This window comes from Petrimonas sulfuriphila (genome assembly GCA_038561985.1).
Taxonomy (GTDB): Bacteria; Bacteroidota; Bacteroidia; order Bacteroidales; family Dysgonomonadaceae; genus Petrimonas; species Petrimonas sulfuriphila.
In genome coordinates, this window is record CP073276.1 from 3,179,426 (window position 1) to 3,204,136 (window position 24,711).

At 47.6% G+C, this 24,711-nt stretch carries 21 protein-coding genes and 1 tRNA gene; 9 read left to right on the plus strand and 13 right to left on the minus strand.

Features of this window, described 5'->3' with window-relative positions:
• Positions 1–25 precede the first annotated feature (25 nt).
• From KCV26_13460 to KCV26_13485, 6 genes are all read left to right on the plus strand, one after another.
• On the plus strand, positions 26–1,837 hold the full coding sequence (locus KCV26_13460) for a beta-galactosidase (GenBank protein ID WZX36298.1): 1,812 nt from the start codon (positions 26–28) through the stop codon (positions 1,835–1,837).
• Entirely contained in the window at positions 1,816–2,970 is a 1,155-nt protein-coding gene (locus KCV26_13465) for an exo-alpha-sialidase (GenBank protein WZX36299.1), read from the plus strand. The genes KCV26_13460 and KCV26_13465 overlap by 22 nt, the downstream gene beginning before the upstream one ends.
• 1 nt (position 2,971) lies before the next feature.
• Positions 2,972–3,979, plus strand: a complete 1,008-nt coding sequence (locus KCV26_13470; protein ID WZX36300.1) for a family 43 glycosylhydrolase — start codon at positions 2,972–2,974, stop codon at positions 3,977–3,979.
• A 15-nt stretch (positions 3,980–3,994) separates the two neighbouring features.
• Positions 3,995–6,034 carry a hypothetical protein gene (locus KCV26_13475; protein ID WZX36301.1) on the plus strand — a complete coding sequence of 680 codons (2,040 nt, stop codon included), beginning with the start codon at positions 3,995–3,997 and terminating at the stop codon, positions 6,032–6,034.
• Between the two features lie 82 nt (positions 6,035–6,116).
• Positions 6,117–7,274 (plus strand): galactose mutarotase, encoded by a 1,158-nt coding sequence (locus KCV26_13480; GenBank protein WZX36302.1) that lies wholly within the window; start codon positions 6,117–6,119, stop codon positions 7,272–7,274.
• A 30-nt stretch (positions 7,275–7,304) separates the two neighbouring features.
• Positions 7,305–8,093 carry an NIPSNAP family protein gene (locus KCV26_13485; GenBank protein WZX36303.1) on the plus strand — a complete coding sequence of 263 codons (789 nt, stop codon included), beginning with the start codon at positions 7,305–7,307 and terminating at the stop codon, positions 8,091–8,093.
• On the opposite strand, the gene nth is transcribed toward KCV26_13485, so the two are convergent.
• From nth to KCV26_13510, 5 genes are read right to left on the minus strand one after another with little or no spacing between them, the layout of a single operon-like run.
• On the minus strand, positions 8,078–8,743 hold the full coding sequence (gene nth / locus KCV26_13490) for an endonuclease III (GenBank protein WZX36304.1): 666 nt from the start codon (positions 8,741–8,743) through the stop codon (positions 8,078–8,080). The genes KCV26_13485 and nth overlap by 16 nt on opposite strands.
• 5 nt (positions 8,744–8,748) lie before the next feature.
• The gene (locus tag KCV26_13495) at positions 8,749–10,314 is read right to left on the minus strand and encodes a M81 family metallopeptidase (GenBank protein WZX36305.1); all 1,566 of its coding nucleotides are present in this window, start codon (positions 10,312–10,314) and stop codon (positions 8,749–8,751) included.
• 50 nt (positions 10,315–10,364) lie between these two features.
• Entirely contained in the window at positions 10,365–11,501 is a 1,137-nt protein-coding gene (gene chrA, locus KCV26_13500; protein ID WZX36306.1) for a chromate efflux transporter, read from the minus strand.
• A 5-nt stretch (positions 11,502–11,506) separates the two neighbouring features.
• Positions 11,507–12,214, minus strand: coding sequence for a 16S rRNA (uracil(1498)-N(3))-methyltransferase (locus tag KCV26_13505; GenBank protein ID WZX36307.1), 708 nt, complete (start codon positions 12,212–12,214; stop codon positions 11,507–11,509).
• The gene (locus tag KCV26_13510) at positions 12,207–12,809 is read right to left on the minus strand and encodes a bifunctional nuclease family protein (GenBank protein WZX36308.1); all 603 of its coding nucleotides are present in this window, start codon (positions 12,807–12,809) and stop codon (positions 12,207–12,209) included. Before KCV26_13510 ends, KCV26_13505 begins: the two co-directional genes overlap by 8 nt.
• Before the next feature lie 143 nt (positions 12,810–12,952).
• Between KCV26_13510 and KCV26_13515 the strand changes: the two genes are divergently transcribed.
• Positions 12,953–13,028: transfer RNA gene (locus KCV26_13515), tRNA-His, on the plus strand.
• 98 nt (positions 13,029–13,126) lie between these two features.
• Here the strand turns inward: KCV26_13515 and KCV26_13520 are convergent.
• From KCV26_13520 to KCV26_13555, 8 genes are read right to left on the minus strand one after another with little or no spacing between them, the layout of a single operon-like run.
• Positions 13,127–13,714, minus strand: coding sequence for a bifunctional phosphoribosyl-AMP cyclohydrolase/phosphoribosyl-ATP diphosphatase HisIE (locus KCV26_13520; GenBank protein WZX36309.1), 588 nt, complete (start codon positions 13,712–13,714; stop codon positions 13,127–13,129).
• 14 nt (positions 13,715–13,728) lie between these two features.
• Positions 13,729–14,484, minus strand: a complete 756-nt coding sequence (gene hisF, locus KCV26_13525) for an imidazole glycerol phosphate synthase subunit HisF (GenBank protein WZX36310.1) — start codon at positions 14,482–14,484, stop codon at positions 13,729–13,731.
• A gap of 32 nt (positions 14,485–14,516) precedes the next feature.
• Positions 14,517–15,236: a 1-(5-phosphoribosyl)-5-[(5-phosphoribosylamino)methylideneamino]imidazole-4-carboxamide isomerase gene (hisA, locus tag KCV26_13530; GenBank protein WZX36311.1), complete on the minus strand. Its 720-nt coding sequence runs from the start codon at positions 15,234–15,236 to the stop codon at positions 14,517–14,519.
• 17 nt (positions 15,237–15,253) lie between these two features.
• Entirely contained in the window at positions 15,254–15,835 is a 582-nt protein-coding gene (hisH, locus tag KCV26_13535) for an imidazole glycerol phosphate synthase subunit HisH (protein ID WZX38394.1), read from the minus strand.
• A 5-nt stretch (positions 15,836–15,840) separates the two neighbouring features.
• Positions 15,841–16,932, minus strand: a complete 1,092-nt coding sequence (gene hisB / locus KCV26_13540) for a bifunctional histidinol-phosphatase/imidazoleglycerol-phosphate dehydratase HisB (GenBank protein WZX36312.1) — start codon at positions 16,930–16,932, stop codon at positions 15,841–15,843.
• Positions 16,929–17,960: a histidinol-phosphate transaminase gene (gene hisC / locus KCV26_13545; GenBank protein ID WZX36313.1), complete on the minus strand. Its 1,032-nt coding sequence runs from the start codon at positions 17,958–17,960 to the stop codon at positions 16,929–16,931. The genes hisB and hisC overlap by 4 nt, the downstream gene beginning before the upstream one ends.
• Positions 17,947–19,260 carry a histidinol dehydrogenase gene (gene hisD / locus KCV26_13550; GenBank protein ID WZX36314.1) on the minus strand — a complete coding sequence of 438 codons (1,314 nt, stop codon included), beginning with the start codon at positions 19,258–19,260 and terminating at the stop codon, positions 17,947–17,949. Before hisD ends, hisC begins: the two co-directional genes overlap by 14 nt.
• Before the next feature lie 2 nt (positions 19,261–19,262).
• Positions 19,263–20,120 carry an ATP phosphoribosyltransferase gene (locus tag KCV26_13555; protein ID WZX36315.1) on the minus strand — a complete coding sequence of 286 codons (858 nt, stop codon included), beginning with the start codon at positions 20,118–20,120 and terminating at the stop codon, positions 19,263–19,265.
• A gap of 401 nt (positions 20,121–20,521) precedes the next feature.
• Between KCV26_13555 and KCV26_13560 the strand changes: the two genes are divergently transcribed.
• Both KCV26_13560 and KCV26_13565 read left to right on the plus strand, forming a co-directional pair.
• Positions 20,522–22,291 (plus strand): IS1634 family transposase, encoded by a 1,770-nt coding sequence (locus KCV26_13560; protein ID WZX36316.1) that lies wholly within the window; start codon positions 20,522–20,524, stop codon positions 22,289–22,291.
• Between the two features lie 361 nt (positions 22,292–22,652).
• Positions 22,653–24,704 carry a putative porin gene (locus tag KCV26_13565; GenBank protein ID WZX36317.1) on the plus strand — a complete coding sequence of 684 codons (2,052 nt, stop codon included), beginning with the start codon at positions 22,653–22,655 and terminating at the stop codon, positions 24,702–24,704.
• Positions 24,705–24,711: the final 7 nt, after the last annotated feature.

The window sequence follows — 24,711 nt, forward strand, 5'->3', positions numbered from 1 at the left end:
ATTAATTCATTAAAATAATATCAGCATGAAATCAAAATTAGTCGTATTCATTTTGCTTACAGCAACGCTCTCACTTTCCGCTCAGTGGAAACCGGCGGGTGACAGGCTTAAAACGCGTTGGGCCTCACAGATAGATGTGAACAACGTATTGCCGGAATATCCCCGGCCCATCATGGAGCGTTCCCAGTGGCAGAACCTCAACGGGTTATGGAATTATGCCATTCTACCGGTGGGGAAACAAAACCCGACTTCTTTCGATGGGAAAATACTTGTCCCGTTCGCCATTGAATCGAGTTTGTCGGGTGTGCAGAAAAGATTAGGAAGCGAGAACGAACTCTGGTACCAGCGTGAATTCACCGTTCCGTCTAACTGGAAAAACAACAGGGTACTGCTTCACTTTGGAGCTGTGGACTGGAAAGCCGATGTCTGGGTAAACGACATTAAGGTAGGACAACACACCGGCGGATATGCCCCGTTCTCATTTGACGTAACACCCGCTTTGAAAAGCGGAACGAACAAACTGGTGGTAAAGGTATGGGACGGAACCGACCAAGGATACCAGCCGCGGGGAAAACAGGTAAACAATCCGCACGGCATCTGGTATACCCCGGTGAGCGGCATCTGGCAAACCGTATGGCTGGAACCCGTTCCTGAGAAATACATCGAAAATGTAAAAATCACCCCGGATATCGATAAGAACACCATAGGTGTTGAAGCTTTTATCAATCAGGCAACCGCTTCCGACAGGATTGAAGTGAAAGTGATGGAAGGTTCCCATGTCGTGGCTACGGGACAGTCCATCAATAACCAGCCTGTTGAAGTGTCTATGCCGGCGAATCCCCGGTTATGGTCGCCCAATGATCCTTTCTTGTATGATTTGGAAGTAACCGTGTTCAACGGTTCGAAACAGCTGGATAAGGTGAAAAGCTACACAGCCATGCGCAAATATTCAACCAAGCGCGATGACAAAGGAATTGTCCGTTTACAACTGAACAATAAAGATTTGTTCCAGTTCGGCCCGCTCGACCAGGGATGGTGGCCTGACGGACTGTATACGGCTCCTACTGACGAGGCGTTGAGATATGACGTGGTTAAAACCAAAGACTTTGGATTCAACATGATTCGCAAACACGTAAAAGTGGAACCTGCCCGTTGGTATATGCACTGCGACCAGCTTGGTATCATTGTGTGGCAAGACATGCCTAACGGTGACAGAAGCCCCGAGTGGCAAATGCGCGAATATTTCACCGGTGCGGAAAGACTGCGTTCACCGGAGTCGGAAGCCAACTACCGCAAAGAGTGGAAAGAAATCATGGATTACCTGTACTCATATCCTTCAATCGGTGTTTGGGTCCCGTTCAACGAAGCCTGGGGACAATTTAAAACGCAGGAAATTGTGGAATGGACCAAGCAGTATGACCCGTCTCGTCTGGTAAACCCGGCCAGTGGAGGAAATCATTATCACCTAGGAGACATGCTTGACTTACATAATTACCCACACCCGGAAATGTATTTGTACGACGGACAGCGGGCAACTGTTCTTGGCGAATACGGAGGAATCGGTTGGGCAAACAAGGAACACCTCTGGGAACCCGACCGCAACTGGGGATACGTACAGTTCAACAGCTCCAATGAAGTGACCAACGAGTATATTAAATATGCTGAACAGCTGAAACAGATGATCCGTCAGGGTTTCTCCGCTGCTGTATACACCCAGACTACCGATGTGGAAGTGGAAGTGAACGGGCTGATGACTTACGACAGGGCTGTAGTGAAGATCGACGAAGGCAGGGTACGGAAAGTAAATCAGGAAATATGCCATATACTGAACGACTGATTTTTATTTCAATCCTCCTGCTCATTTTTTCTGCTTGTCAAGGCGAGAAGGACCATAACGATCAGTATTATTATATTGAATGGGATAGAGCCTCCCTCCTTCGCATAGCGGAAGAGGGGGGATATCCTCGTTTACGCCGTTTAAACGACGGTTCGTTTTTGGCAGCATACGAGAATAGGCAAGGAGATGTGGTTGTAAAAAGGAGCAGCAATGAAGGTGTTTCCTGGGATGACCCGGTAACTGCATACGAAAAGTTTGAATTTGTCGATCCGGCGTCTTCTGCTTCTACGGTAGTGAATATAGCCAATCCTGAAATTGTTCAGTTGGCCAACGGGGATATTCTGCTGGCCAGTAATTTGCGCCCCCGAAAAGAAGGTCTTTATCCGTTTTCGATTGCGTTAAAAAGGAGTGTTGACAAGGGGAGGACGTGGTCCCAGGCACAAATACTCTATCAAGCTGCTCCGTTTTTCAGGGATGGCTGCTGGGAACCTTCTTTCCTGATTTTGCCGGACGGAACGGTACAGATTTATTTCGCGAACGAATCGCCTTACCGCAACTCGGATGAACAGGAAATATCAATGATACGATCTGTTGATAACGGCTATACGTGGAGTGAAAACCCAACAACGGTTAGTTTCAGGCAAGGATATCGCGATGGGATGCCGGTAGCCATTCATGACGGTACGAATATCTACCTGGCTATCGAAGATAACTTGTCGGGGCAGTTTAAACCGTACATCATTCGCAGTGCGGTTGGTAGTCCATGGGTAGAAGCCGTGCGAAAAGATTCCCCGTACCGCTATTCTGCATTACGGTCTCCGCTACCCGATACGGTTTACGCAGGAGCTCCTTACCTCATTCGTACAGAGAACAACGTTTACGTACTCTCCTATCAGACTACAAACAACAGGAGTTTCGATTGGGAACGGTCGACTATGGAGATACAGGTTAGCGGTGTGCCGTCCGATTTCAGTAACCCGTCTCAGCCTTTCATTGTCCCACTGTCGAAAGAAGCTAAATGGAATTCATTGGCCGATTTAGGGAACAACACCATTGCCGCACTTGCTTCCACAAACTTCGAAGGAGAAAAAATAGGAGTTTGGATGATTAAAGGGAAAATCAGAAAACAATAAAATGAAGATGATACATATTATTCAACAGGCATTGGCGCTCTTGCTCTTGTTAGGATGTAAAGCAATAGAAACCCCACCGGAAATTCCTTCTGCGGGAAATGACACCTATAAAAACCCGGTAATTAACTACAGTCTTCCCGATCCGACAGTGATCAAAGCCAACGACGGATTCTTCTACCTTTATGCGACTGAAGATATCCGGAATACTCCCATTTATTGTTCGCAAGATTTAGTGAACTGGAAATTTGTTGGCACTGCATTTACCGATGCAACCCGTCCGACATTTGAACCGAAAGGCGGTTTGTGGGCGCCCGATATCAATTACATTAACGGAAAGTATGTGCTGTACTATTCCATGTCGGTATGGGGTGAGGAATGGACCTGCGGGATAGGCGTGGCTACCTCCGATAAACCCGAAGGCCCGTTTACCGATCACGGCAAGCTGTTTCGCAGCAACGAGATCGATGTGCAAAATTCCATCGATCCCTTTTATATCGAAGAAAACGCGAAGAAATACCTGTTCTGGGGCAGCTTTCGGGGCATTTACGCCATCGAACTTTCGGACGACGTCAGCGTAAGACCGGGAGCCGAAAAGCAACGAATTGCCGGCACGGCTTATGAAGGGACATACATACATAAACGAAACGGTTTTTATTACCTGTTTGCCTCCGTCGGATCCTGCTGCGAAGGGTTAAACAGCACGTATACCACTGTGGTAGGGCGTTCAGAAAATCTTTTTGGCCCTTATGTGGATAAGCAAGGACAGTCCATGATGGATAATCATCACGAAGTAATGATCCGGAAGAATCAAAAATTCGTGGGTACGGGACATAACTCGGAGATCGTGCAGGACCAGGAAGGACAGGATTGGATGCTTTATCACGCCGTCTCGGTGGACAATCCCAAAGGGCGTGTCCTGATGATGGACCAGGTACGGTGGAAGGATGAGTGGCCCTACGTGGAAGGAAATACCTCTTCGTTAACATCTCCAAAACCAATTTTTAATTAGAAAAAGAAATATTGCATGAAAATTAAGGATATTGCACGGTATGCTCTGCTTGTTTTGTTTATAGTGAGCACGGTACAGGCAACAGCCCGTGTGGCTGAAAATAATTTTAGTTCCTCCATCGCTTTGAAAATACCAGGAAACAATGCGGCTCACTACCCTTTACAAGAAATTCGGAAAGGGGATGTAGTTCAATTAAAAGCCAATCAAAACATCCCGGTAGTGATAACACGAACCATCGTGTCACCTAACCTTTCGGCTGCAGATCATGTGGTGGAAGTGGTGATTACTGCTAAAGAAAATATCTATTTCAACTTCAAGCAGTGGGTAAATACTCGTTATTCTCACAACGATTGTCAATTCTACATGCCGGGGTTCTGGTACCGCCGCAACTTGCGCTCGCCCAAGGAGGCCCCTTCTTTTCACACCTCCGATAGCTGGACAGTGCGTGAGGATAGATTGAGCGTGCCTATGACGGCCATATTTAATGAAAAATCGGGAACGTACCTGTCGGTAATGCGAATGGATGATTTTAAGCATGAAGCACTTACTACCCATAAAGAAGGAGAAGTAATTATCTCCGGAAAAACATCTATCGGCTATACCGGATTCGAGAACAAGAATGGCGATGCCCGTATATCCTTCGGGTTTCCTTACCAGGAAACGCCAAAGACCTATATTCGTAAACTTACGCTGGCGCCTTCGGTAGAAGCATTCCAGTTTCTCGAAAAAGGGAAATCCATCCGGCTCACGTGGTTAGTGAAATCGGGAAAAGCCTCGGATTTCTCGGATTTCGTACGTCAATCGTGGGAATACAGTTATGATGCCTGGCTCCCGGGCCCCGTTAACACACCCTTTAGCGATGCGTTCGTGAAGAAAACCCTTACCGGTTTTTTCACCCGGAGCTTCGTGAGCGATTATCCCTTGAAGTTCAATTCGGGCGAAGGGCTGGTAGTAGCTACCTGTGAAAACCTTGCCCGCGCGGAAATAGGTTTTGTAGGTCGAGTTTTGTTGAACGCCTTCAATGCGTTGGAATATGGACAACAGAACAACCGTTCGGAGTTGGTAGCCAACGGCTATTCCGTTTTTGACAGTTACCTGGAGCATGGGTTCACAGCCAACGGACTTCTCCGCGAACATGTGTACTACGACAAAAACACGGAGGCCAGTAACTTAAGTATTCGCCGACAATCGGAAGGTGTGTACGCGATGTTCCAGTTCCTCCAATACGAAAAAAACAACGGAAGACGGCATCCGGAATGGGAGACAAAATTGCAAACCTTGTTGGACCGGATGCTTCTTTTACAGAATGAAGACGGTAGTTTTCCACGGAAATTCACTGACAACCTGGTCATCAGTGACGCAAGCGGAGGAAGCACCCCTTCGGTGACCTTACCCCTGGTGATGGCATACAGGTATTTCAACAACCCTAAATACCTCACCGCTGCCCAAAAAACTGCCGACTACCTGGAACGTGAAATCATTTCGAAGGCAGATTATTTCTCGTCTACCCTCGATGCCAATTGTGAAGACAAGGAAGCATCCCTGTATGCTGCTACAGCCATGTACTACCTGGCATTGATTTCCACAGGCGAAGAACAACAACGTTATGCCGACCTGTGTCTGAAGGCTTCTTACTTCGCGCTCTCGTGGTACTACCTGTGGGATGTGCCGTTCGCACAAGGCCAGATGATTGGCGACAACGGTCTACAGACAAGGGGATGGGGCAACGTTTCGGTAGAAAACAACCACATAGACGTATTTATTTTCGAGTTTGGTTCGGTGCTCAACTGGCTCTCAAAAAGATACAACGAACCTCGTTTTCACGATTTTGTACAAGTTATTTCGTCGTCGATGCGCCAGTTGTTGCCGTTTGAAAATCATATGTGTGGAGTGGCCAAGACCGGCTATTATCCGGAGGTGGTGCAACATACTAACTGGGACTATGGCAAGAACGGAAAAGGGTTTTATAACGATATTTTTGCTCCGGGATGGACCGTAGCCTCTCTATGGGAACTGCTCTCTCCCGGCAGGGCCGAGAATTTTTTATCCAAATAAAACAGTTTGTAGGTGAAAATGATGTAAATTTGTGTTACACGATTGAACCGGATACTCATTTTTATATAAAAAAGAAAACAACATGATGAAACTAAAGTATTTAACAGCATGGATTATGGCAGTTGCCGCCATGATTTCTTGCACATCCAATCCAAAAGAAGCCCCGGGGGAACCTTCAACGTTATCGGGGTTGAAAAGAAGCCATTTTCAGTCGTCAGTAAACGGTGATTCCACCGATTTGTTTGTGTTGAAAAATACCAACGGGATGGAAGTTACCGTGACGAATTACGGAGGGCGTATTGTATCGGTAATGGTCCCGGATAAGACCGGAACCCTGCAGGATGTTGTCCTCGGATTCGACTCTATTCAGGGCTATACAAGCGTTTCCAACAATTTGGGAGCAACCATCGGACGCTACGGGAACCGCATTGCTAACGGGAAAATAAAGGTTGCCGGTGTAGAATACCAGCTTCCGCAAAACAATTACGGCCACACATTGCACGGTGGTCCTGAAGGTTACGACACAAAAGTTTTTAGGGCAATACAACCCGACAGCCAGACAGTTGTACTAACTTATCTTTCAAAAGACGGTGAAGCCGGATTTCCCGGAAACCTGAACGTAAAAGTCACCATGAACCTGACAAACGATAATGCTGTCGACATTCAATACGAGGCGGATACCGACAAGGAAACCGTTGTGAATTTGACGAACCATTCCTACTTCAACTTGAGCGGAGACCCCAACAACACGGTACTGGATCATCTTCTGACTATTTATGCCGATGGATATACTCCGGTTGACGATACATTTATGACCACCGGAAAAATTGATCCGGTGAAAGACACGCCCATGGATTTTACGGTTGCCACACCCATCGGACAGCGTATTGAGGATACCACTTTCGTTCAATTGAAAAACGGCAAAGGCTATGACCACAACTGGGTGCTGAACGCAAAAGGTGATGTCACCCAAGTTGCGGCCACGGTGGTATCTCCGGTTACCGGAATTCAACTGGACGTATATACCTCGGAACCCGGATTGCAGGTTTACACGGGAAACTTTCTCGATGGTACAATGACCGGAAAGAAAGGAATCGTTTACAACAAACGCAGTGCCATATGCTTGGAATCGCAAAAATATCCCGATTCACCCAACAAGCCCGATTGGCCATCCTCCTACCTGAAACCCGGGGAAAAATACACCAGCCGCTGTATCTATAAGTTCTCGGTGAACCTGTGACACAAACATTCTATAATCCAGCCCCATCCAATGAAAACAAAACTTTTGCTTCCGCTATTTGTCATTCTTTTTATCGTTCCCCAATTTATCCGGTCACAGTCGAAAGGACAACCTCGTGAATTCTATCAGCTGACGGTTTATCACTACAATACGATCGATCAGGAGAAAATTATCGATAATTACCTGCAGGGAGCATTGATACCTGCCTTGCACGAAATGAAGATCAAGTCCGTCGGCGTATTTAAAGCTATAGCAAACGATACCTCCGCAAACAAAACGCTCTATCTTTTTGTTCCGTTAAAATCGTTGAATGCGGTGGATGAAATTAACACCCGTTTAATGAGGAACAATAAGTTTAATGCGAACAATAAAGAGTACGCAGATGTTCTTCACAATAATCCGGCCTACAACCGGATGGAAACTATACTTCTAAAAGCTTTTCCCCTGGCACCCGCAATGAAGCTTCCAAACCTAAAATCAGCAAAAAAACAACGGATATATGAGTTACGCAGTTACGAGAGCGCCAGTGAGAAAATTTTCCGGAATAAAGTGCACATGTTTAACGAAGGCGGGGAAATGGAGATATTCACCCGGCTTAATTTCAACCCTGTATTCTACAGCGAGGTGGTCGCAGGGGGAAAAATGCCCAACCTGATGTATATGACAACGTTTGAAAATAAAGAAGACAGGGATGCACACTGGGATGCCTTTCGTGTAGACCCTGCCTGGAAACGGATGTCTTCCTTGCCTGAATATCAAAACAACGTTTCCCACAGCGATATCACCTTTCTGCGTCCGGCAGATTATTCCGATTTTTGAGGCAATCCCACAACAACTTCACGCTGATAGTATTTACACCAATCCCTCAGCCCGCAAATACCGCACTTGGGTTTTCGTGCGATGCAGATGTACCTGCCGTGAAGAATCAGCCAGTGATGGGCTCGGGTCAACAATTTCTCTGGGATATATTTGACCAGTTCCCGTTCGGTCTCGAGTGGTGATCTCGAGTTGTCCGTCAACCCGATCCGGTTAGAAACCCGGAAAACGTGAGTATCCACTGCCATGGCAGGAAGATCGAAAGCGACGGACAACATCACGTTAGCTGTTTTTCTGCCCACACCGGGAATGGTCAGCAAATCGTCAATGGTTGACGGGACTTCCCCGTTGAAATCGGAGACAAGTTTTCTTGCCATTCCCACCAGATTTTTGGCCTTGTTGTTGGGGTAAGAGCACGATTTTATGTATTCGAAAACTTCGTCGGGTGACGATGCTGCCATGACTTCGGGGGTTGGAAACGCCTCAAAAACATGCGGGGAAATCAGGTTTACCCGTTTATCGGTGCATTGTGCCGACAGGATGACGGCAACAAGCAGTTGATAGTTGTTGGCGTAATGAAGCTCGGTTTCGGAAGATTCGGCATTTTCCAGGAACCAGTCCATCACATAAGCGAAGCGTTGTTTCTTTGTCATTCTAATCATCTTTTTATCTCATCCGATAACGGGATAAATGTTGCGTTGAGATCGGGATCGGCCATATCGGGATCGAGTGGATAAATGGGGCGGTTGATCCGCTTGTAATCCAGTCGGAGAAGGTCCTGATCAACCCCGCCGGGTGTTAATGCCATTAACCAATCGGCACGCATGTCGTACAACTCAGGCACGAGGTAGCCGATTTTAACCACCAGGATATCTGTTTCACGCGGATTTAACCTCAGTTTGGTGAAGTCCTTTTCGTAATGGTAGGCCATGCGTCTTTCAGTGACTATCACAGAGGTGTTGCCGTTTCTTACCACCACTTCGGTTTTGGCATTGGGATGCCCTTCGTGGATGGCCGTAATGGTTCCGGTGATCCTTACCGGCGGTGCGAACCGGTTATCTACGGCCGCTCCGGCTGTCGCATCAATTTTTCCGCCAACACCAATCTCCTTGGCTTTCTTCACAAACTCTTCACCGGGAATGGAGGCGTAAATCAACGACTTTGCCCGCGGCGACTTCAATTCCGGCCTTTTCAGTATCTCCTGCAGTGTCCAGGTAACATCTCCTGCTCCTCCTGCCGTGGGGTTATCACCCATATCGCTGATGATAAACGGTTTTTTATCGCTTGCCAGCGCTTTTTCCAAAGCCTCATCCAAATAAACGGTAGGAGCCACAAAATCGAACTCTTTTCTCACGTTCCAGAAATGGGCGGCCAGTTTTTCGGCTGCTTTGCCAACAGCCTCCTTGTCATCTCCGTAAGCAACCACCACACCGTGATTTCTAGGTTCATCGGCCCAAGGGTAGGACATCCAGATGGATGCGTCAATCACCTTGTCTTTTTCAATAACCTCCGGAATCTGTGCATACAGGCTTTTCCCCGGCTCGATGCGGGTGCTGGTCTTTTCCCCGGGGAGCAGGATGGGAACGGGAATCCACGCTTTATACGCAGGCTTTCCCTTGCCGTTTTCGAGGCGATCGAGAAGGTTGGTAACCGCCCTTTTTTTCGACTCAATGGCATCTTCGTGTGGTGCCAGGCGGTAGCAGGTAATTAAGTCGGTATTCTGTGCCAAACGCGGCGAAACGCTTCCGTGCAGGTCCATCGAGGTGGAAATCAACACATCCGTGCCCACCAGTTCGCGTATGCGGACCAGGAAATCGCCCTCGGGATCATCCAACCCTTGAACGCTCATAGCACCGTGAACATCAAAAAAGAGGGCATCCAGGGGCAGTTTTGCTTTTAAGCTGTCCAGTGTTTTTGACACCAGCGATTCGTAGGCTTCACGGCTTACAATGCCACCCGGCATGGCATGTCCGCGCAAGGTCGGCAGCCAAACGGCCCGGTCGATAATGCCCGAATCAGCAGCAAAGAACGGGTAATAACTGAAAACACTGTCGCCATACCTTGCCCGGAACGCATCTTCGTGGGAAACGGCGGGTGAAAACGTGCTCGACTCAATGGCAAGCCCGGCAATAGCTATTCTCGGAAGCTTCTTTTTATGGTTTTGACATCCCACGGCTGAAATCAGTATGGCCAAAAGGAGGGAAGTAGAAAAAAGTTTTTTCATCTGTTTGTAATTTTTTCGGTTGGGTTTAAAGCATCAAAATTAGTAAAAAATCAAATCAGCGACAACAGGTATCCTGCCAAACAGCCTCCGATCACAATAAATGCACTATTGACTTTTCGGTAACGAAAGACCACAGCCATACTTAATACTGCGATAACAACCGTTCGCACGTCTGTTATGGTCTCTTTCCCCATTATTAAACAAATGGCCGCGATAATGGCAACCGAAGCAACGTTCACGGCATCTAGAAACAGGGAGAAAAGCGTTGATTTTCGCATTTTCTTTACAACAGGATTCAACAACGCAACGAACACAAAAGAGGGTAAAAAGATGCCGACAGTAGAGACTACGGCTCCCCAAAAACCGTTGATCTGGTAACCGATAAAGGTAACCGACGTAAAAACGGGGCCGGGAGTAAACTGGCCTACGGCAATGGCATCGATAAGTTGTTGACGCGACATGAACCCGGTTGTCACCAGTTCCGTATCCAAAAAAGCGAACAGCACGTAACCGCTACCGTACAAAATAGCTCCGATTTTCAGGAAAATCAAAAACAGGTTGACATTGGAAACCGACAACAGGACTGGGACTGTTGGTGGCAACAATGCCAGGGGAACGATTCCGTTGAATTTTATTTTCTGCCGGTTCCGGATTCGGGCAAGCAGCATCGCTAGCAATCCTGCACCAAACATCAGGTATATTTCATTGATATTCAGCAGAGATAAAACTAGTACTAGGATGCCTAGAATAGCCAGTTCAACCGATTTTATCGACTTTTTTGCCAACGGGAATACGGCTCCAAGGATAACGGCGATGATGGCGGGTTTGATTCCGTATATAAATGGCTGTACCTGTGGTAACTGGCCGTAATCCTTATACAGCCATGCCAGAAAGCCGACAATCAACACCGCGGGAAAAATGAAGCAGGCTCCGGCAATGATCAACCCTCTCCAGCCTCCTTTTTCCTGTCCGATATGGATGGCCATCTCAGTACTGTTGGGGCCGGGAATCAGGTTGGTGGCACCCAGAAGGTCGAGAAACTCCTGTTCCGTGAGCCACTTCCTTTTTTCGACCACTTCCTGCTGCATCATGGCAATATGCGCAGCCGGTCCGCCAAAACCGATAATGCCCAGCTTAAGAAAAAGTGCCGCGAGTTCTTTCAGTATCGGTTTGGGCGTTTCTTTCATCGTTTTTACGTTAAATTCAACACGTGAAGGGTATGGCAAGCCACTAGACAGGCGGTTTCCGTTCTCAAGCGGTTTTCGCCCAGACTCACCGGTTCAAAGCCGAGACTGACGGCTTTTTGAATTTCTTCTTCACTGAAATCTCCTTCGGGACCGATAAGAATCAGGGCATCTTCTCCCTTTTGGTAGGTTTTGGCCAACGCTGTTTTAGGGGTAGGGTGGCAGTGCGCGATAAACTTTCTGCCCGTAAACGGGTTCTCAACAAACAAGTCAAAGGGATTCATCTCGTCAATAACTGGCATTACGGCTTGTTGCGACTGCTTCATTGCCGAAACGACTATTTTTTCCAACCTTTCGGTTTTCAACTCTTTCCTTTCCGAAAAGCGGCAAAGCAACGGTGTAAACCGGTCTATTCCCGATTCGGTGGCTTTCTCGGCGAACCATTCCATCCTGTCGATGTTTTTGGTAGGCGCAAAAGCTATATGAAGGCTGAAATTCCACGTTTTGGGTTGAGCAACTTCCGCGTCCATGCTAACCACGCAATGCTTGGGATGTGCCTGAATCAGCGTACACGGGTAAAAGAAGCCTTTACCGTCGGTAACGGTCAATTTATCCCCTTCCTTCATTCGAAGCACTTTTACGCAATGTAGCGATTCTTGTTCGGGCAACTGCTGCAAGTGCCGGATACCGGGCGAATAAAAAACCGTATCAGCCATTTTCTGCACCCTGCCGGCGGTTTATCTCATCGCGAAGCTTAGTCGCCAACTCGTAATCTTCGTCTTTTATGGCTTCTTCCAGCCGTTTTTTCAACGCGTCGATTTTTACCTCCTCCATATTCTCCACGATCTCCTCCACTTCCATGTCCTTGTTCTGAAACTCTGTGGAAAGCACCTCTTTTTCATCAAACACAATGGCCATATTCTGCATGATGGTTTCCGTGGTGAAAATGGGTGAATGTGTCCTCAATGCGATGGCAACGGCATCCGATGTCCGGGAATCGATACGAAACTCCCGATTGTCTTGACGCAAAAGCAGCTCGGCAAAAAAAGCACCGTCCTCAAATTTATAAATAAAAACTTCCAGCAACTCGATACTTAAGGATTCGAAAATGTTGTATATCAGATCATGTGCCAGGGGGCGGGGAGGGGTCATGTTTTCCATTACCAGGGCAATGGATTGCGCTTCAGGCGTACCAATCACAATCGGCAGCCGGCGTATGCCGTTCTCTTCAGCAAATATAAGCGCATACGCTCCGGCTTGCACCTGGCTGAACGATATACCCAATATGGAGAGTTTAACTTTATTCGTCACAATTATTGCTGTTAATCGGTTATAACTTCAAAAATACAATTTTTAAACAAGAAAAACAGGAATAAGTGCATTTTTTTGATTTTTTGGAAATTTATTGGGGATTATGAAGAAAATTATTTATCTTTGCACCCACTTTACGACACGGTGGTTATAGCTCAGTTGGTTAGAGCGACGGATTGTGGTTCCGTAGGTCGCGGGTTCGAATCCCGTTTTCCACCCGAATACACTGGTAATAGGTGTTTTCTCTCTTAGATTTGTTTTAGGTAATCACGTATTTTACATACGTGATTTTTTTTGCCACTATCCGAAAAGCTCTCCTACTTGTGCCTTCCTTTTAACACCCCTTCGATGTCTTCCAGTTTCAACGCTTTTGTCTTCAACAGGATCAGGAAGTGATAGAGCAGGTCAGCCGCTTCGTTTTTAAACAGGTCGATGTTGTTATCCTTAGCTTCGATAACGAGCTCAACGGCTTCTTCACCTACTTTTTGCGCCACTTTATTTACTCCGCTGTTGAAAAGCCTGCTCGTGTAGGATCCTTCGGTTTTAGCTTCTATCCGTTGTTCGATCACTTTTTCCAGTTCATAGATAAAACCTTTCGGTGTTTCTTCGGAAAAACAGGTTGTGGCTCCGGTATGGCAGGTGGGTCCCTGAGGAAGGGCTTTGATCAGCAACGTGTCGTTATCACAATCTTCCCGGATTTCGTTCACGATAAGATAATTTCCGGAAGTTTCTCCTTTTGTCCATAACCGGTTCTGACTGCGGCTAAAAAAAGTAACCCGGCCTTCCGCTTTGGTTTTTTCGAGGGCTTCTTCATTCATGTAGCCGAGCATCAGCACTTGTAACGTATGGGTGTTCTGGATGATTACCGGAACCAATCCTCCGGATTTTTTGAAATTGATGGTCATAATTTTTTTACTTTTTAAATCCTCACTTCAATGTTTTGTTGTTTTAAAAACTGTTTCAACCGGGGTATCGGTATTTCACCGAAATGGAAAATGCTTGCCGCCAATGCCGCACTTGCCCTTGTCTGTTGGAAGACATCAGCAAAATGTTGCATTGTCCCCGCGCCACCAGAGGCGACAACAGGAATATTGACGGCTGAGGAAACCGCGGCGGTGATATCGAGTGCGAAACCGTTTTTGGTACCGTCGTTGTTCATGGATGTAAGCAGAATTTCCCCTGCACCGCGCCGTTCGCCCTCCAGTGCCCAGTCAACGGCATTGAGTGGAGTAGGAGTCCTGCCTCCGTGAATATAAACCTTCCATTCACCGTCATCAAGCTTGGTGTCAATCGCCAGTACAACACACTGGCTGCCAAATTTTGCAGCAATTTCCGAAACAATCTCCGGATGATCTACAGCCGCAGTGTTAATGCTCACCTTGTCGGCTCCCGCTTTGATTATTGCCTGCGCATCTTCCACCGAATTTATGCCACCGCCCACGGTGAACGGGATGTTGATTTCACGGGCAATCTTTTCGACCAGTCCGGTCAGGTTCTTCCGTTTCTCAACGGTGGCGGTAATATCGAGAAACACCAGTTCATCCGCACCTTCCTGGACGTAACGTTTGGCCAGTTCCACAGCGTCGCCGGCATCGCGAAGCCCCACAAAGTTAATGCCTTTCACCGTCCGGCCATCCTTGATATCGAGGCAGGGAATAATTCTTTTTTTAAGCATATAAGTTTATATTTTTTGTTCTTTCAAACCCGTTACAGGAAACCCGCAACGCGTAACTCGTCCAGGCTAATTCTCCCTTCGTAAAGAGCTTTGCCGATAATGGCTCCCTCACAACCTAACTCCTTTACCTTTGTCAGATCGTCCATCGATGAAACACCACCGCTGGCAATCAGCTTAACTCCGGTCTCCCGGAGAATTTCAGCGTAAAGCTCATTGGAAGTGCCTTGCAGCATACCGTCTTTCGAGATGTCGGTACAGATCACGTATGTTACGCCTTTGCGTTCATAACCGGCAATAAAATCCACAACATCCAGTTCCGATTGCTGCTGCCATCCCTGGGTGGCAATTTTTCTGCCGTGGCTGTCTGCACCTAAAATAATCTTGTCCGGACCGTATACCGACAGCCATTTTAAAAAAAGGTCCGGTTCTTGAGCAGCTATGCTTCCCACCGTAACCTGTGCAGCTCCGTTTTCGAAAGCGATGCGTACATCTTCATCGGTTTTAATACCTCCGCCAAAATCAACCGTCAATGAAGTTTTTGTTGATATTTTTCTCAGAATATCTTTATTCACAATATGTTTTGATTTGGCTCCATCCAAATCAACCAAGTGTAAATATCGAATTCCGTTGGCTTCAAACGATTTTGCAACTTCCACCGGATTTTCGTTATATATTTTTTGGGTGCTGTAATCGCCTTTGGTCAGGCGGACACACTTTCCGTCAATAATGTCTATGGCAGGAATAATTCTCATAAACTTCAATCGTTTGTTTACCTTATTTTCAAAAAATTCTTCAATATTCGTTCACCGACATTCGCCGATTTCTCGGGATGGAACTGCGTGGCATAAAAATTCCTGTTCCGCATGGCGGCACTGAACGGCAAAATATAATCGCACTCGGCGATAGTTTGCGCACAGCTCTCGGCATAATAACTGTGTACGAAATAGACCGTATCATCCTTTCCAAAACCATCAAAAAGCAATGACTCCGTATGCTTCAGGTTGTCCCATCCGATGTGGGGAACAATGTCCGTCAACGGGAATTTTTTTACCGCAGTATCAAAGATACCCAGGCAGCCGGTGTTTCCCTCTTCCGAATACCGGCACAGCAGTTGCAGGCCCAGGCATATTCCCAGAACGGGCTGCCCGAGCGTTTTTATTACCGCATCCAGCTTCCGCTCTTTTAAATATTCCATGGCCGACGATGCTTCGCCCACACCGGGAAAAATCACCTTATCCGCACGGCGGATTTCAACCTCGCTATCGGTAATGACGCACTGATGCCCCAACCGCTCCACCGCATTTTTTACCGACGCGATGTTGCCAGCATTGTATTTGATGATAGCAACCATTGACATTATAATATTCCTTTTGTGCTGGGAATTCCTGTATTTTCACCACGTTTCACCGCCATCTTGATCGATTTGGCGAATGCTTTGAAAATGGCTTCCGCTTTGTGATGTTCGTTATCGCCTTCGGCTTTGATGTTAAGGTTACACCTGGCGTTATCGGAAAACGACTTGAAGAAGTGCATAAACATTTCGGCAGGCACATCTCCAATTCTCTCGCGTTTAAAATCCACCTCCCAGACCAGCCAAGGCCGGCCGCCGAAGTCGATAGCAACCTGTGCCAGGCAATCGTCCATGGGCAGCAGAAACCCGTAACGTTCTATACCCTTCTTCTTCCCCAGTGCTTGTAAAAAAGCCTCTCCCAGGGCGATGGCCGTATCTTCGACCGTATGGTGTTCGTCGATATGCAAATCACCGTTTACCCGGATGGAGAGGTCCACATTTCCGTGACGGGCAATTTGCTCCAACATATGGTCGAAAAAACCTAATCCGGTAGCTATCCGGCTTTTTCCTGATCCGTCAAGATTGATCTCCACAACGATATCGGTTTCTGAAGTTTTGCGGCGGACAATTCCTTTTCTGGGTTCCAACTTCAAGTAGGCGTATATCTCGGCCCAGTCGGTCGTGCACAGCACGGCATCATCGGTTTTATCCACGTTCAGGTAAATGGCTTTGCAGCCAAGGTTTCTGGCCAACCGCACATCAGTTTTCCGGTCTCCGATAACGTAAGAGTTTTCCAAATCGTAACCCCCTTTTGTGTAATGTGTCAGCAACGCTATCCCCGGTTTTCGGGTAGGAAGGTTTTCGTGTTCAAAAGAGCGGTCGATAAGGATTTCGCTAAAAACAACCCCTTCGTTTTCGAATGCTTTTACCATTTTATGGTGTGCCGGCCAGAACGTATCTTCGGGAAAAGACGGAGTTCCCAACCCGTCCTGATTCGTCACCATAACCAATTCATATTCCAATTCTCGGGCAATCCGCGACAGGTACTGAAATACTTGCGGGTAAAACTCCAGCTTCTCCAGGCTGTCAATCTGGAAGTCAACGGGCGGCTCGATAACCAGTGTTCCGTCCCGGTCGATAAATAAAACTTTTTTCATACAAGGGTGCGTAATTTATTCAACAACTCCTCATTCTCACCGGGAGTGCCGATGGTAATTCTCACACAGTTTGTCACCTGCCTGTTCCGGTTGCGGACAATCACCTTTTTTTGTACCAGTTCGTTGTAAATCCGGTTGGCATCTGATACTTCAACCAAGAGGAAGTTGGCATCCGAAGGATAAATCTTCTTTACAATTTCCAGTTTCGATAATTCTTCGGCGAGATATGCTCTTTGCTGCAGAATCGTGTCGCGGCGCTTTTCAAATTCATCCACGCGCGAAAGCGCTTCCAGGGCAACTTGCTGATTGATGATACTGACGTTGTAGGGCGGTTTGGTTTTGTCCAGCAACGATATGATTTTTTCGCCGGCAAAAGCCATTCCAACCCGGACACCCGCCAACGCCCATGCTTTGCTGAATGTCTGCATCACAATAAGGTGGGAGTATTTGTTTATTTTGCTTTTCAGGCTGTATTCGGGGCAAAAATCCACGTAAGCTTCGTCTGCCACCACGATTCCGTTAAAGTTTTCAAGCAGCTTCTCCAGGTTGTCCAACCTGTTCCCGGTGGGGTTATTCGGTGAGCAAACGAAAATAAGCTTTACGGAACTGTCTGTTTCGGCCGTCTGCAGGATCTTTTCAATATCAAGCTGAAAATCGGATGTTAATGGGATTTCATGCAGTTGGATGTGATTGATGTTAGCCGAGACTTCGTACATCCCGTAAGTGGGCGGACAAACAATCGCGCTGTCTTTTCCAGGTTCACAGAAAATTCGGTATATCAGGTCGATGACCTCGTCACTTCCGTTGCCGATAAAAATCTGGTTGAAAGGTACGTTTTTAACTTCTGACAGCTTCGTCTTTAACGCTTTCTGGTGGGGGTCGGGATACCGGTTGAGTGTCCCGTACGGATTTTCGTTTGCATCGAGAAAGATACCTTCGTTGCCCGAAAATTCATCGCGGGCACTTGAATAGGGTTTTAGTGCCAGGATATTCGGCCTGACCATTTTTTCTATATCAACTGTTCTCATAATTCTTTGCTTGCTGTGCCGACACTTCGCCCAAACGCAGTGTCATGGCATTCTTGTGAGCGAAAAGTTCTTCTGCTTCAGCCATGGTTTCCACGGCTACCCCGATACCGACAATTCCTTCTTCCGACAGTTGCTGAAAGGTGATTTTCTTTATAAAACTGTCCAGAGAAACGCCGCTGTATGCTTTCGCGTATCCGCTTGTGGGAAGCGTGTGGTTAGTGCCGCTAGCGTAATCACCGGCACTTTCGCAACTGTAGTTCCCCAGAAAAACGGAGCCCGCGTTGGTCACCTCACGGCTGCGCAAAACAGGATTCTCTACCGCCAGGATCAGGTGCTCGGGAGCGTAAACGTTGCTGAAGCGGATGCAGGTCTCTACGTCTTTAAACAAAATGGCACGGCTGTTCTTCAGCGCTTTTTCCGCCATTTCTTTTCGCGGCAGATTCGCCAGTTGAATATCGAGTTCCTTGTTTATTTCCTTAACCACCTTTTTGTTGTCCGACAAAAGGATGACCTCACTGTCCGGCCCGTGTTCTGCCTGAGAAAGCAGGTCGGAGGCGACGAACGACGGGCGGCAGGTCTCATCCGCCACCACAAGGAGTTCGCTGGGTCCGGCAGGCATATCGATAGCTGTACCGTAGTACTGGGCGGCATGCTTTGCCGTCATCACGTACTGGTTGCCTGGGCCGAATATTTTCTCTACTTTCGGGACGGACTTCGTGCCGAAAGACATGGCCCCGATAGCCTGGATACCTCCGACCGCAAATATGCGGGTTACCCCCGCAAGGTTCGCTGCGTAAAGAATGGCGGGGTGGATAGCGCCTTCCTTGCCGGGAGGCGAACAAAGCACGATCTCTTTACAGCCGGCTATCTTTGCCGGAATGGCCAGCATCAGTACCGTGGAAAAAAGAGGAGCGGTTCCTCCGGGGACATAAATCCCTACATTCTCGATAGGCCGTGCTTCGCGCCAGCATACCACACCGGGAGAGGTTTCCACTTTTACAATTTCCTCTTTCTGCGAAAAGTGGAATTTCTCGATGTTGCTTTTTGCAAGGGCGATGGCTTGCTTCAACCGTTCCGAGACCTGTTGCGACGCCGCCTCGATTGTCTCGTGATCAACCGTGAAGTCATCCGCCGAAAACCTGTCAAACTGCCGGGCATATTTCAACACCGCCTTATCACCTTTTTTACGGATATCGTAAAAAACCTTGTCCACTAACTCCATCAGCCTGGCTTGCTTGATGGCGGACCTTTCTGCCAATTGCGGCCATTTCCTTTCGGCCGGGTTGTTTAATGTTTTCACTTTTAGAGTATCATTTTCTCAATGTTCATCACTAAGATTCCCTGGGCATTCACGTCTTTCAACGCATCAATCACATCCCAAAACTGGTCTTCCTGTACTACCGAGTGCACGCTGCTCCATCCCTCTTCGGCAAGCGGAAGGATACTGGGCGATTTCATACCCGGAAGGATGGAGCAAATTCTTGGAATCGACGAATTCGGCGCGTTCATTACAATGTACTTGCTGCCCATGCCTCTTTTGTAAGCCCGTATACGGAAAAGAAACCTTTCCAGCAGCTCTTGTTTGACTTCGTTGAGGCTCTTGTTGGCAATCAGTACCGCTTCACTCTTTATGATGGCCTCAACTTCTTTCAGGCCGTTCATAATAAGGGTACTGCCCGTACTTACAATATCAAAAATCCCATCAGCTAGCCCAATCCCGGTGGCAATCTCAACACTCCCTCCCAGTTCTTCGATCTTTACATCAATGCCTTTAACGCCGAAGTACTTTTTGAGAATTTTCGGATAGCTGGTGGCAATGCGTTTCCCGTGAAAATAATCCAGGTTGGTATACACTTCGTCCTTGGGAATAGCGAGCGAAAGCCGACAGTTGCCGAATCCCAGCTTTTCAATTTCATCCACGTCTTTTTCTTTTTCCCACACTTCGTTTTCTCCCAGGATACCGATGTCTGCAACGCCATTTTCAACGTATTGAGGAATATCATCGTCACGTAGGAAAAGGATTTCCATGGGAAAGTTGCGAGCTTCTGTCCTGAGTTTCCGGTCACCGTTCGATACTTTAATGCCGCATTCGTTCAACAGCTGCAACGATTTTTCGCTTAATCGTCCGCTTTTCTGGATGGCTATTTTCAGTTTTTCCATTGCTTTTCTTTTTTGCGTTAGCGGCTCCGAACCGCTGAGTGTTAATTAAAAAAACCCGCCTGAGCTGTTCAGACGGGTCTATGTTGTATATTCATGCTTCTACACATCCTATTCAGCTCGCCTGATTGCAAGTATGAAAATGATGATGGTGAAGCTTGTTTACTTTCATTTTATCTGTTTTGATAACGCAAAGATAATAGAATAATTTTAATGCGGGACAAAAATAACTGTTTATTTTTCTTTTGCTTCCTAAAAATCCTGAAAAAACACAACAAATAGGCTGTTAGCTCGGTAGTTTGACACAATAAATTTTCGATTTTTTTGATAAAAGACCTCCGGAGGTCTTTTTTTTGTCAAATATTTTTTCTATATTTGTAGCATTATACAGCATTGTTACAGATATGAAATTGAATATTGTCAAGTCCAAGAACTGTACTATTCTCTACGCGGCACGTTCTTACAGGAGCGAAAGCGGCAAAAGCACGTCCAAAGTGGTCAAGCGTCTAGGGACCGTTGAAGAACTGCGCGAGAAGTTGAATGGTGAAGACCCGATTGAATGGGCAAGGACTCAAGTTGCCGGGATGACCGCACTTGAAAAAGAAGAGAACAAGCACGTCATTATTGACTGCAACCCCATGGCGCTTATCCCCAAAGGCGAGCAGCGCTCGTACAACGGCGGCTACCTGTTCCTTCAGAAAATATATTACGAACTGGGCCTGGACTACATCTGCAAGAAGATAGCGAAGAAGCACAAGCTGCTGAAGTATGACCTGAACGGCATTCTTTCGATGTTGGTATACACCCGGATACTGTATCCGGGATCCAAGCGGTCCTCGTTGGAAGATGCAAGGAAGTTCCTCGAGCAGCCGGAGTGCGCGCTGGAGCAGGTGTACAGGGCGCTTTCGCTGCTGGCCGGTGAGTTCAACGAGATACAGGCCGGCGTGTACAAACGCAGTCTCAAACTCGGGAAGCGCAATACGCGGGTGGTGTATTATGACCTGACGAACTACTTCTTCGAGTGTGAAGAGGAAAGCGGCTTGCGCCAGTATGGCCACAGCAAGGAGAACCGTCCGCTGCCCATCGTGCAGATGGGGCTGTTCATGGACCGCGACGGCTTCCCGCTGGCAATGTGCGTCGAGCCGGGCAATACGGCGGAGACCACCACCCTGAAGCCGATGGAGCAGATACTGAGGGACAAGTTCGGCCTGTCCAGGCTGGTGGTCTGCACCGATGGAGGCCTTTCAAGCTATGAGAACCGCAAGAATGACAGCGTGGGAGACAGGTCATTCATTACCGTGCAGTCACTGAAGAAGTTGAAAAAGCACCTGCAGGAATGGGCCCTGGACAGCAAGGGTTGGCGTATTGCCGGTTCGCAGGGCAAGGAGGAGTATGACATCAGCATCCTGGACGCAAAGGAGTACCATGAGACTCTCTTTTTCAAGGAACGCTGGGACCCCACGCTGATGTCAACTGGAGAGACGTTGGAGCAGCGCGTCATCGTGACCTTCTCGTTCAAGTATCAGGAGTACCTCCGCCATGTCCGCGAACGTCAGATAGCTCGTGCCAAAGCTTTGCTTGCCAAGGGCTGGGGTGCCACCTCAAAGAAGAAGAGCCCGGGCGATGCCAAGCGCTTCATCAAGGCCGAGCACGTCACCGCGGACGGTGAGCTGGCCCAGATAGAGAACTTCTCGCTCAATCAGGATATGATAGACCAGGAGGCGCGCTTCGACGGCTTCTATGCCCTGTGTACGGACCTCGAAGACCCGGCCCCGGCCATCATCGAACTCAACGGCGGCCGTTGGATCATCGAGAACGGCTTCCGTATCATGAAAACCGATTTCGATGCCCGGCCGGTATACGTGAGAAGGGATGACCGCATCAAGGCCCACTTCCTCACATGCTTCCTGGCACTGCTGGTATACAAGTATCTGGAGAAGAAAGTGAACCGTGGCGGGAAGCACTTCACAACAGATGAGATAGTGGATACGCTCAGGGGGATGGACTTCCTAGGCATACCCGGTGAAGGATATATCCCCACTTACACCAGGACGGACTTGACCAATCATCTCCATGGCAGCGCGGGCTTCAGGACGGATACCCAGATAGTCACCAAACAGAAGATGAGGAGTATCATTGCCCAAACCAGGAAAAGGGAGAAGGATGAGGAGTAGGTAGAATACAGGAGAAGGGGCCTGCCGGCGGCAACGCCGCCGGGCAGGCAACCTCATCCATGGGGCGGAGGCCCCACAGGCCCCCTTCCCCTGTATCCCTCACCGTCCCACACCTGCCATATTGCTACAAAGTCAGAAAAAACAGCAAGGCCACAAATCGCCCCTGAAGCGGCCTGTGGCCTTGATCTATCACCAGTCTGACAAAATCAAAGTGTCAAACACGGGAAGATAATAGAATAATTTTAATGCGGGACAAAAATAACTGTTTATTTTTCTTTTGCTTCCTAAAAATCCTGAAAAAACACAACAAATAGGCTGTTAGCTATCGGCATGTGGCAAATTTTTATGTAAGTTTGCACCGATGAAAGGAAAACTGCTCATACTTCTCTTTTTCTGCGTGAGTACGACGCTTGTGTTTTCGCAGGCGCGCGTTATTTTGCCCGATTCGTCGCAGATCACCACCCATCCCGATTCGGTAAACCTGTTACCCCGACAAGCTCCGTCAGGCCTAAGCCGTGGCCCGGAAGAACCTTTCGATACCGTCAACCTGGAATTGCCGGCAGCAACGGTATGGCATTTACATCCAAGAAGCGGAGACCGCATCGTTGTGCCCATGGATACGTTGAAGCACAACTTCCAGCAAACGACCGTTCCAGATGGGTATTCGGTTGCCGGAGGGTATCTCGGCCCGATTGGTTCACCGTTTATATCCAAACTGTTTTTTGAAAGGGATGAAACGAGCCAGTTTCCGTTTTACGATGCCTACAAACCCTACAACAAATCTCCCAGGCAACAGGTCTTTTATAATACCCGGGTGCCGTATGCCCGACTGGACTACCAGACGGCGGGCAGCCGTCCGTTGAGGGAGCAGCGTCTTAGGGCCTTACTGACAACAAACTTCGGAAAACGCCTCAATGTGGGCCTCGAGGGGGACCTGATCAGTGCAAAAGGATTATACAAGTCGCAGGAGACCAAGCATAATGACTGGAGCTTCTTTGGGAACTACCTGAGCGACCGGTTTGAGACCCATCTTTTGGTATCGACATCAACTGCCAAGCAATTTGAAAACGGCGGGGTTACCGACGAACGGTTTATCCGTGATCCGGAATCCGTTGGACAGAACTTTTCGACTGTAGACATTCCTGTAAAATTTACCGATACATGGAACAAGATGAAGACCAATCATTTGTTTTTTTCAGGAAAATACAATATCGGCTACAATGATCAGAAAAAGGATTCACTCGGTAACGGAGAGTTTATTCCCGTGGCGAGTGTCATTTTTACGTCGCATTATACCGGACAGGACCGCCGCTTCCTTTCTTACGACACGGTGCAGGTAACGGTAGAAGGCAAGGAGATGCAGCGTATTGATCAGTTTTACCCCAACCGGTTTTATAACACCGCGGTCGACGATAGCACAACGTTCTCATCCTTAAAAAACACGTTTGCCCTATCGCTTCGCGAAGGATTCAAACCGTGGGTGAAGTTCGGATTAACGGGATATATCGAACACGAGCTCCGTAATTTTTCGATGATGGACTCCATCAACGGGACTATTGACCGGAGAAAACACCGGGAGAACTCGCTTTTTATCGGTGGAATTCTTAATAAACAACAGGGCGAAAACCTCCGATTCAACCTTCAGGCCAATCTTGGGGTGGTGGGGGTCGATCTCGGAGAATTTAACCTGGAAGGTGAGGTTGAAACAGGTTTTACCATTGCTGGAAAACGAACTGTCTTAAGCGGCCATGCATATATTAAGAACCTAACCCCTAATTATTTGCAAAAACACTATCACTCCAAGTATTTTTGGTGGAACAAAGACTTCAATAATATGCGCAGGGTGTTTGTAGGCGGTAAACTTTATATACCCTTTACCAATACGACATTGAGTGTCGGAGTAGAAAATTTGCAGAATTATATCTATTTTGACAAGGACAGAAACAGTGCACAGTATTCTTCAAACGTACAGGTTTTGACCGTTGGTGTGGAGCAGAACCTGAGACTGGGCGTTTTTAACTGGGATAACCGGGTAGTGTATCAAACTTCAGGAAATCAGGAGGTAATCCCCGTCCCTACGGTAAGTATCTATTCAAACATGTATCTGAAAGCATTGATAGTGAATGAATTAACTTTTCAGTTTGGAGTTGATGCACATTATCATACCGCTTATTTTTCCCCCGGATACGAGCCGGCATTGCTCCAATTTTACAATCAGCGGGAAAAAGAGATCGGAAATTACCCCATTGCAACGGTGTATGCCAACATGCACCTGAAACAAACCCGCTTTTTTGTGATGCTTTACAACGCGGCGTCTGCCGTTTGGAAACCACGCGATTACTTCTCTTTGCCTGGCTATCCGGTAAATCCAATGATGCTTAAACTGGGGCTTTCGGTTGACCTGCACAATTAATTTTCTC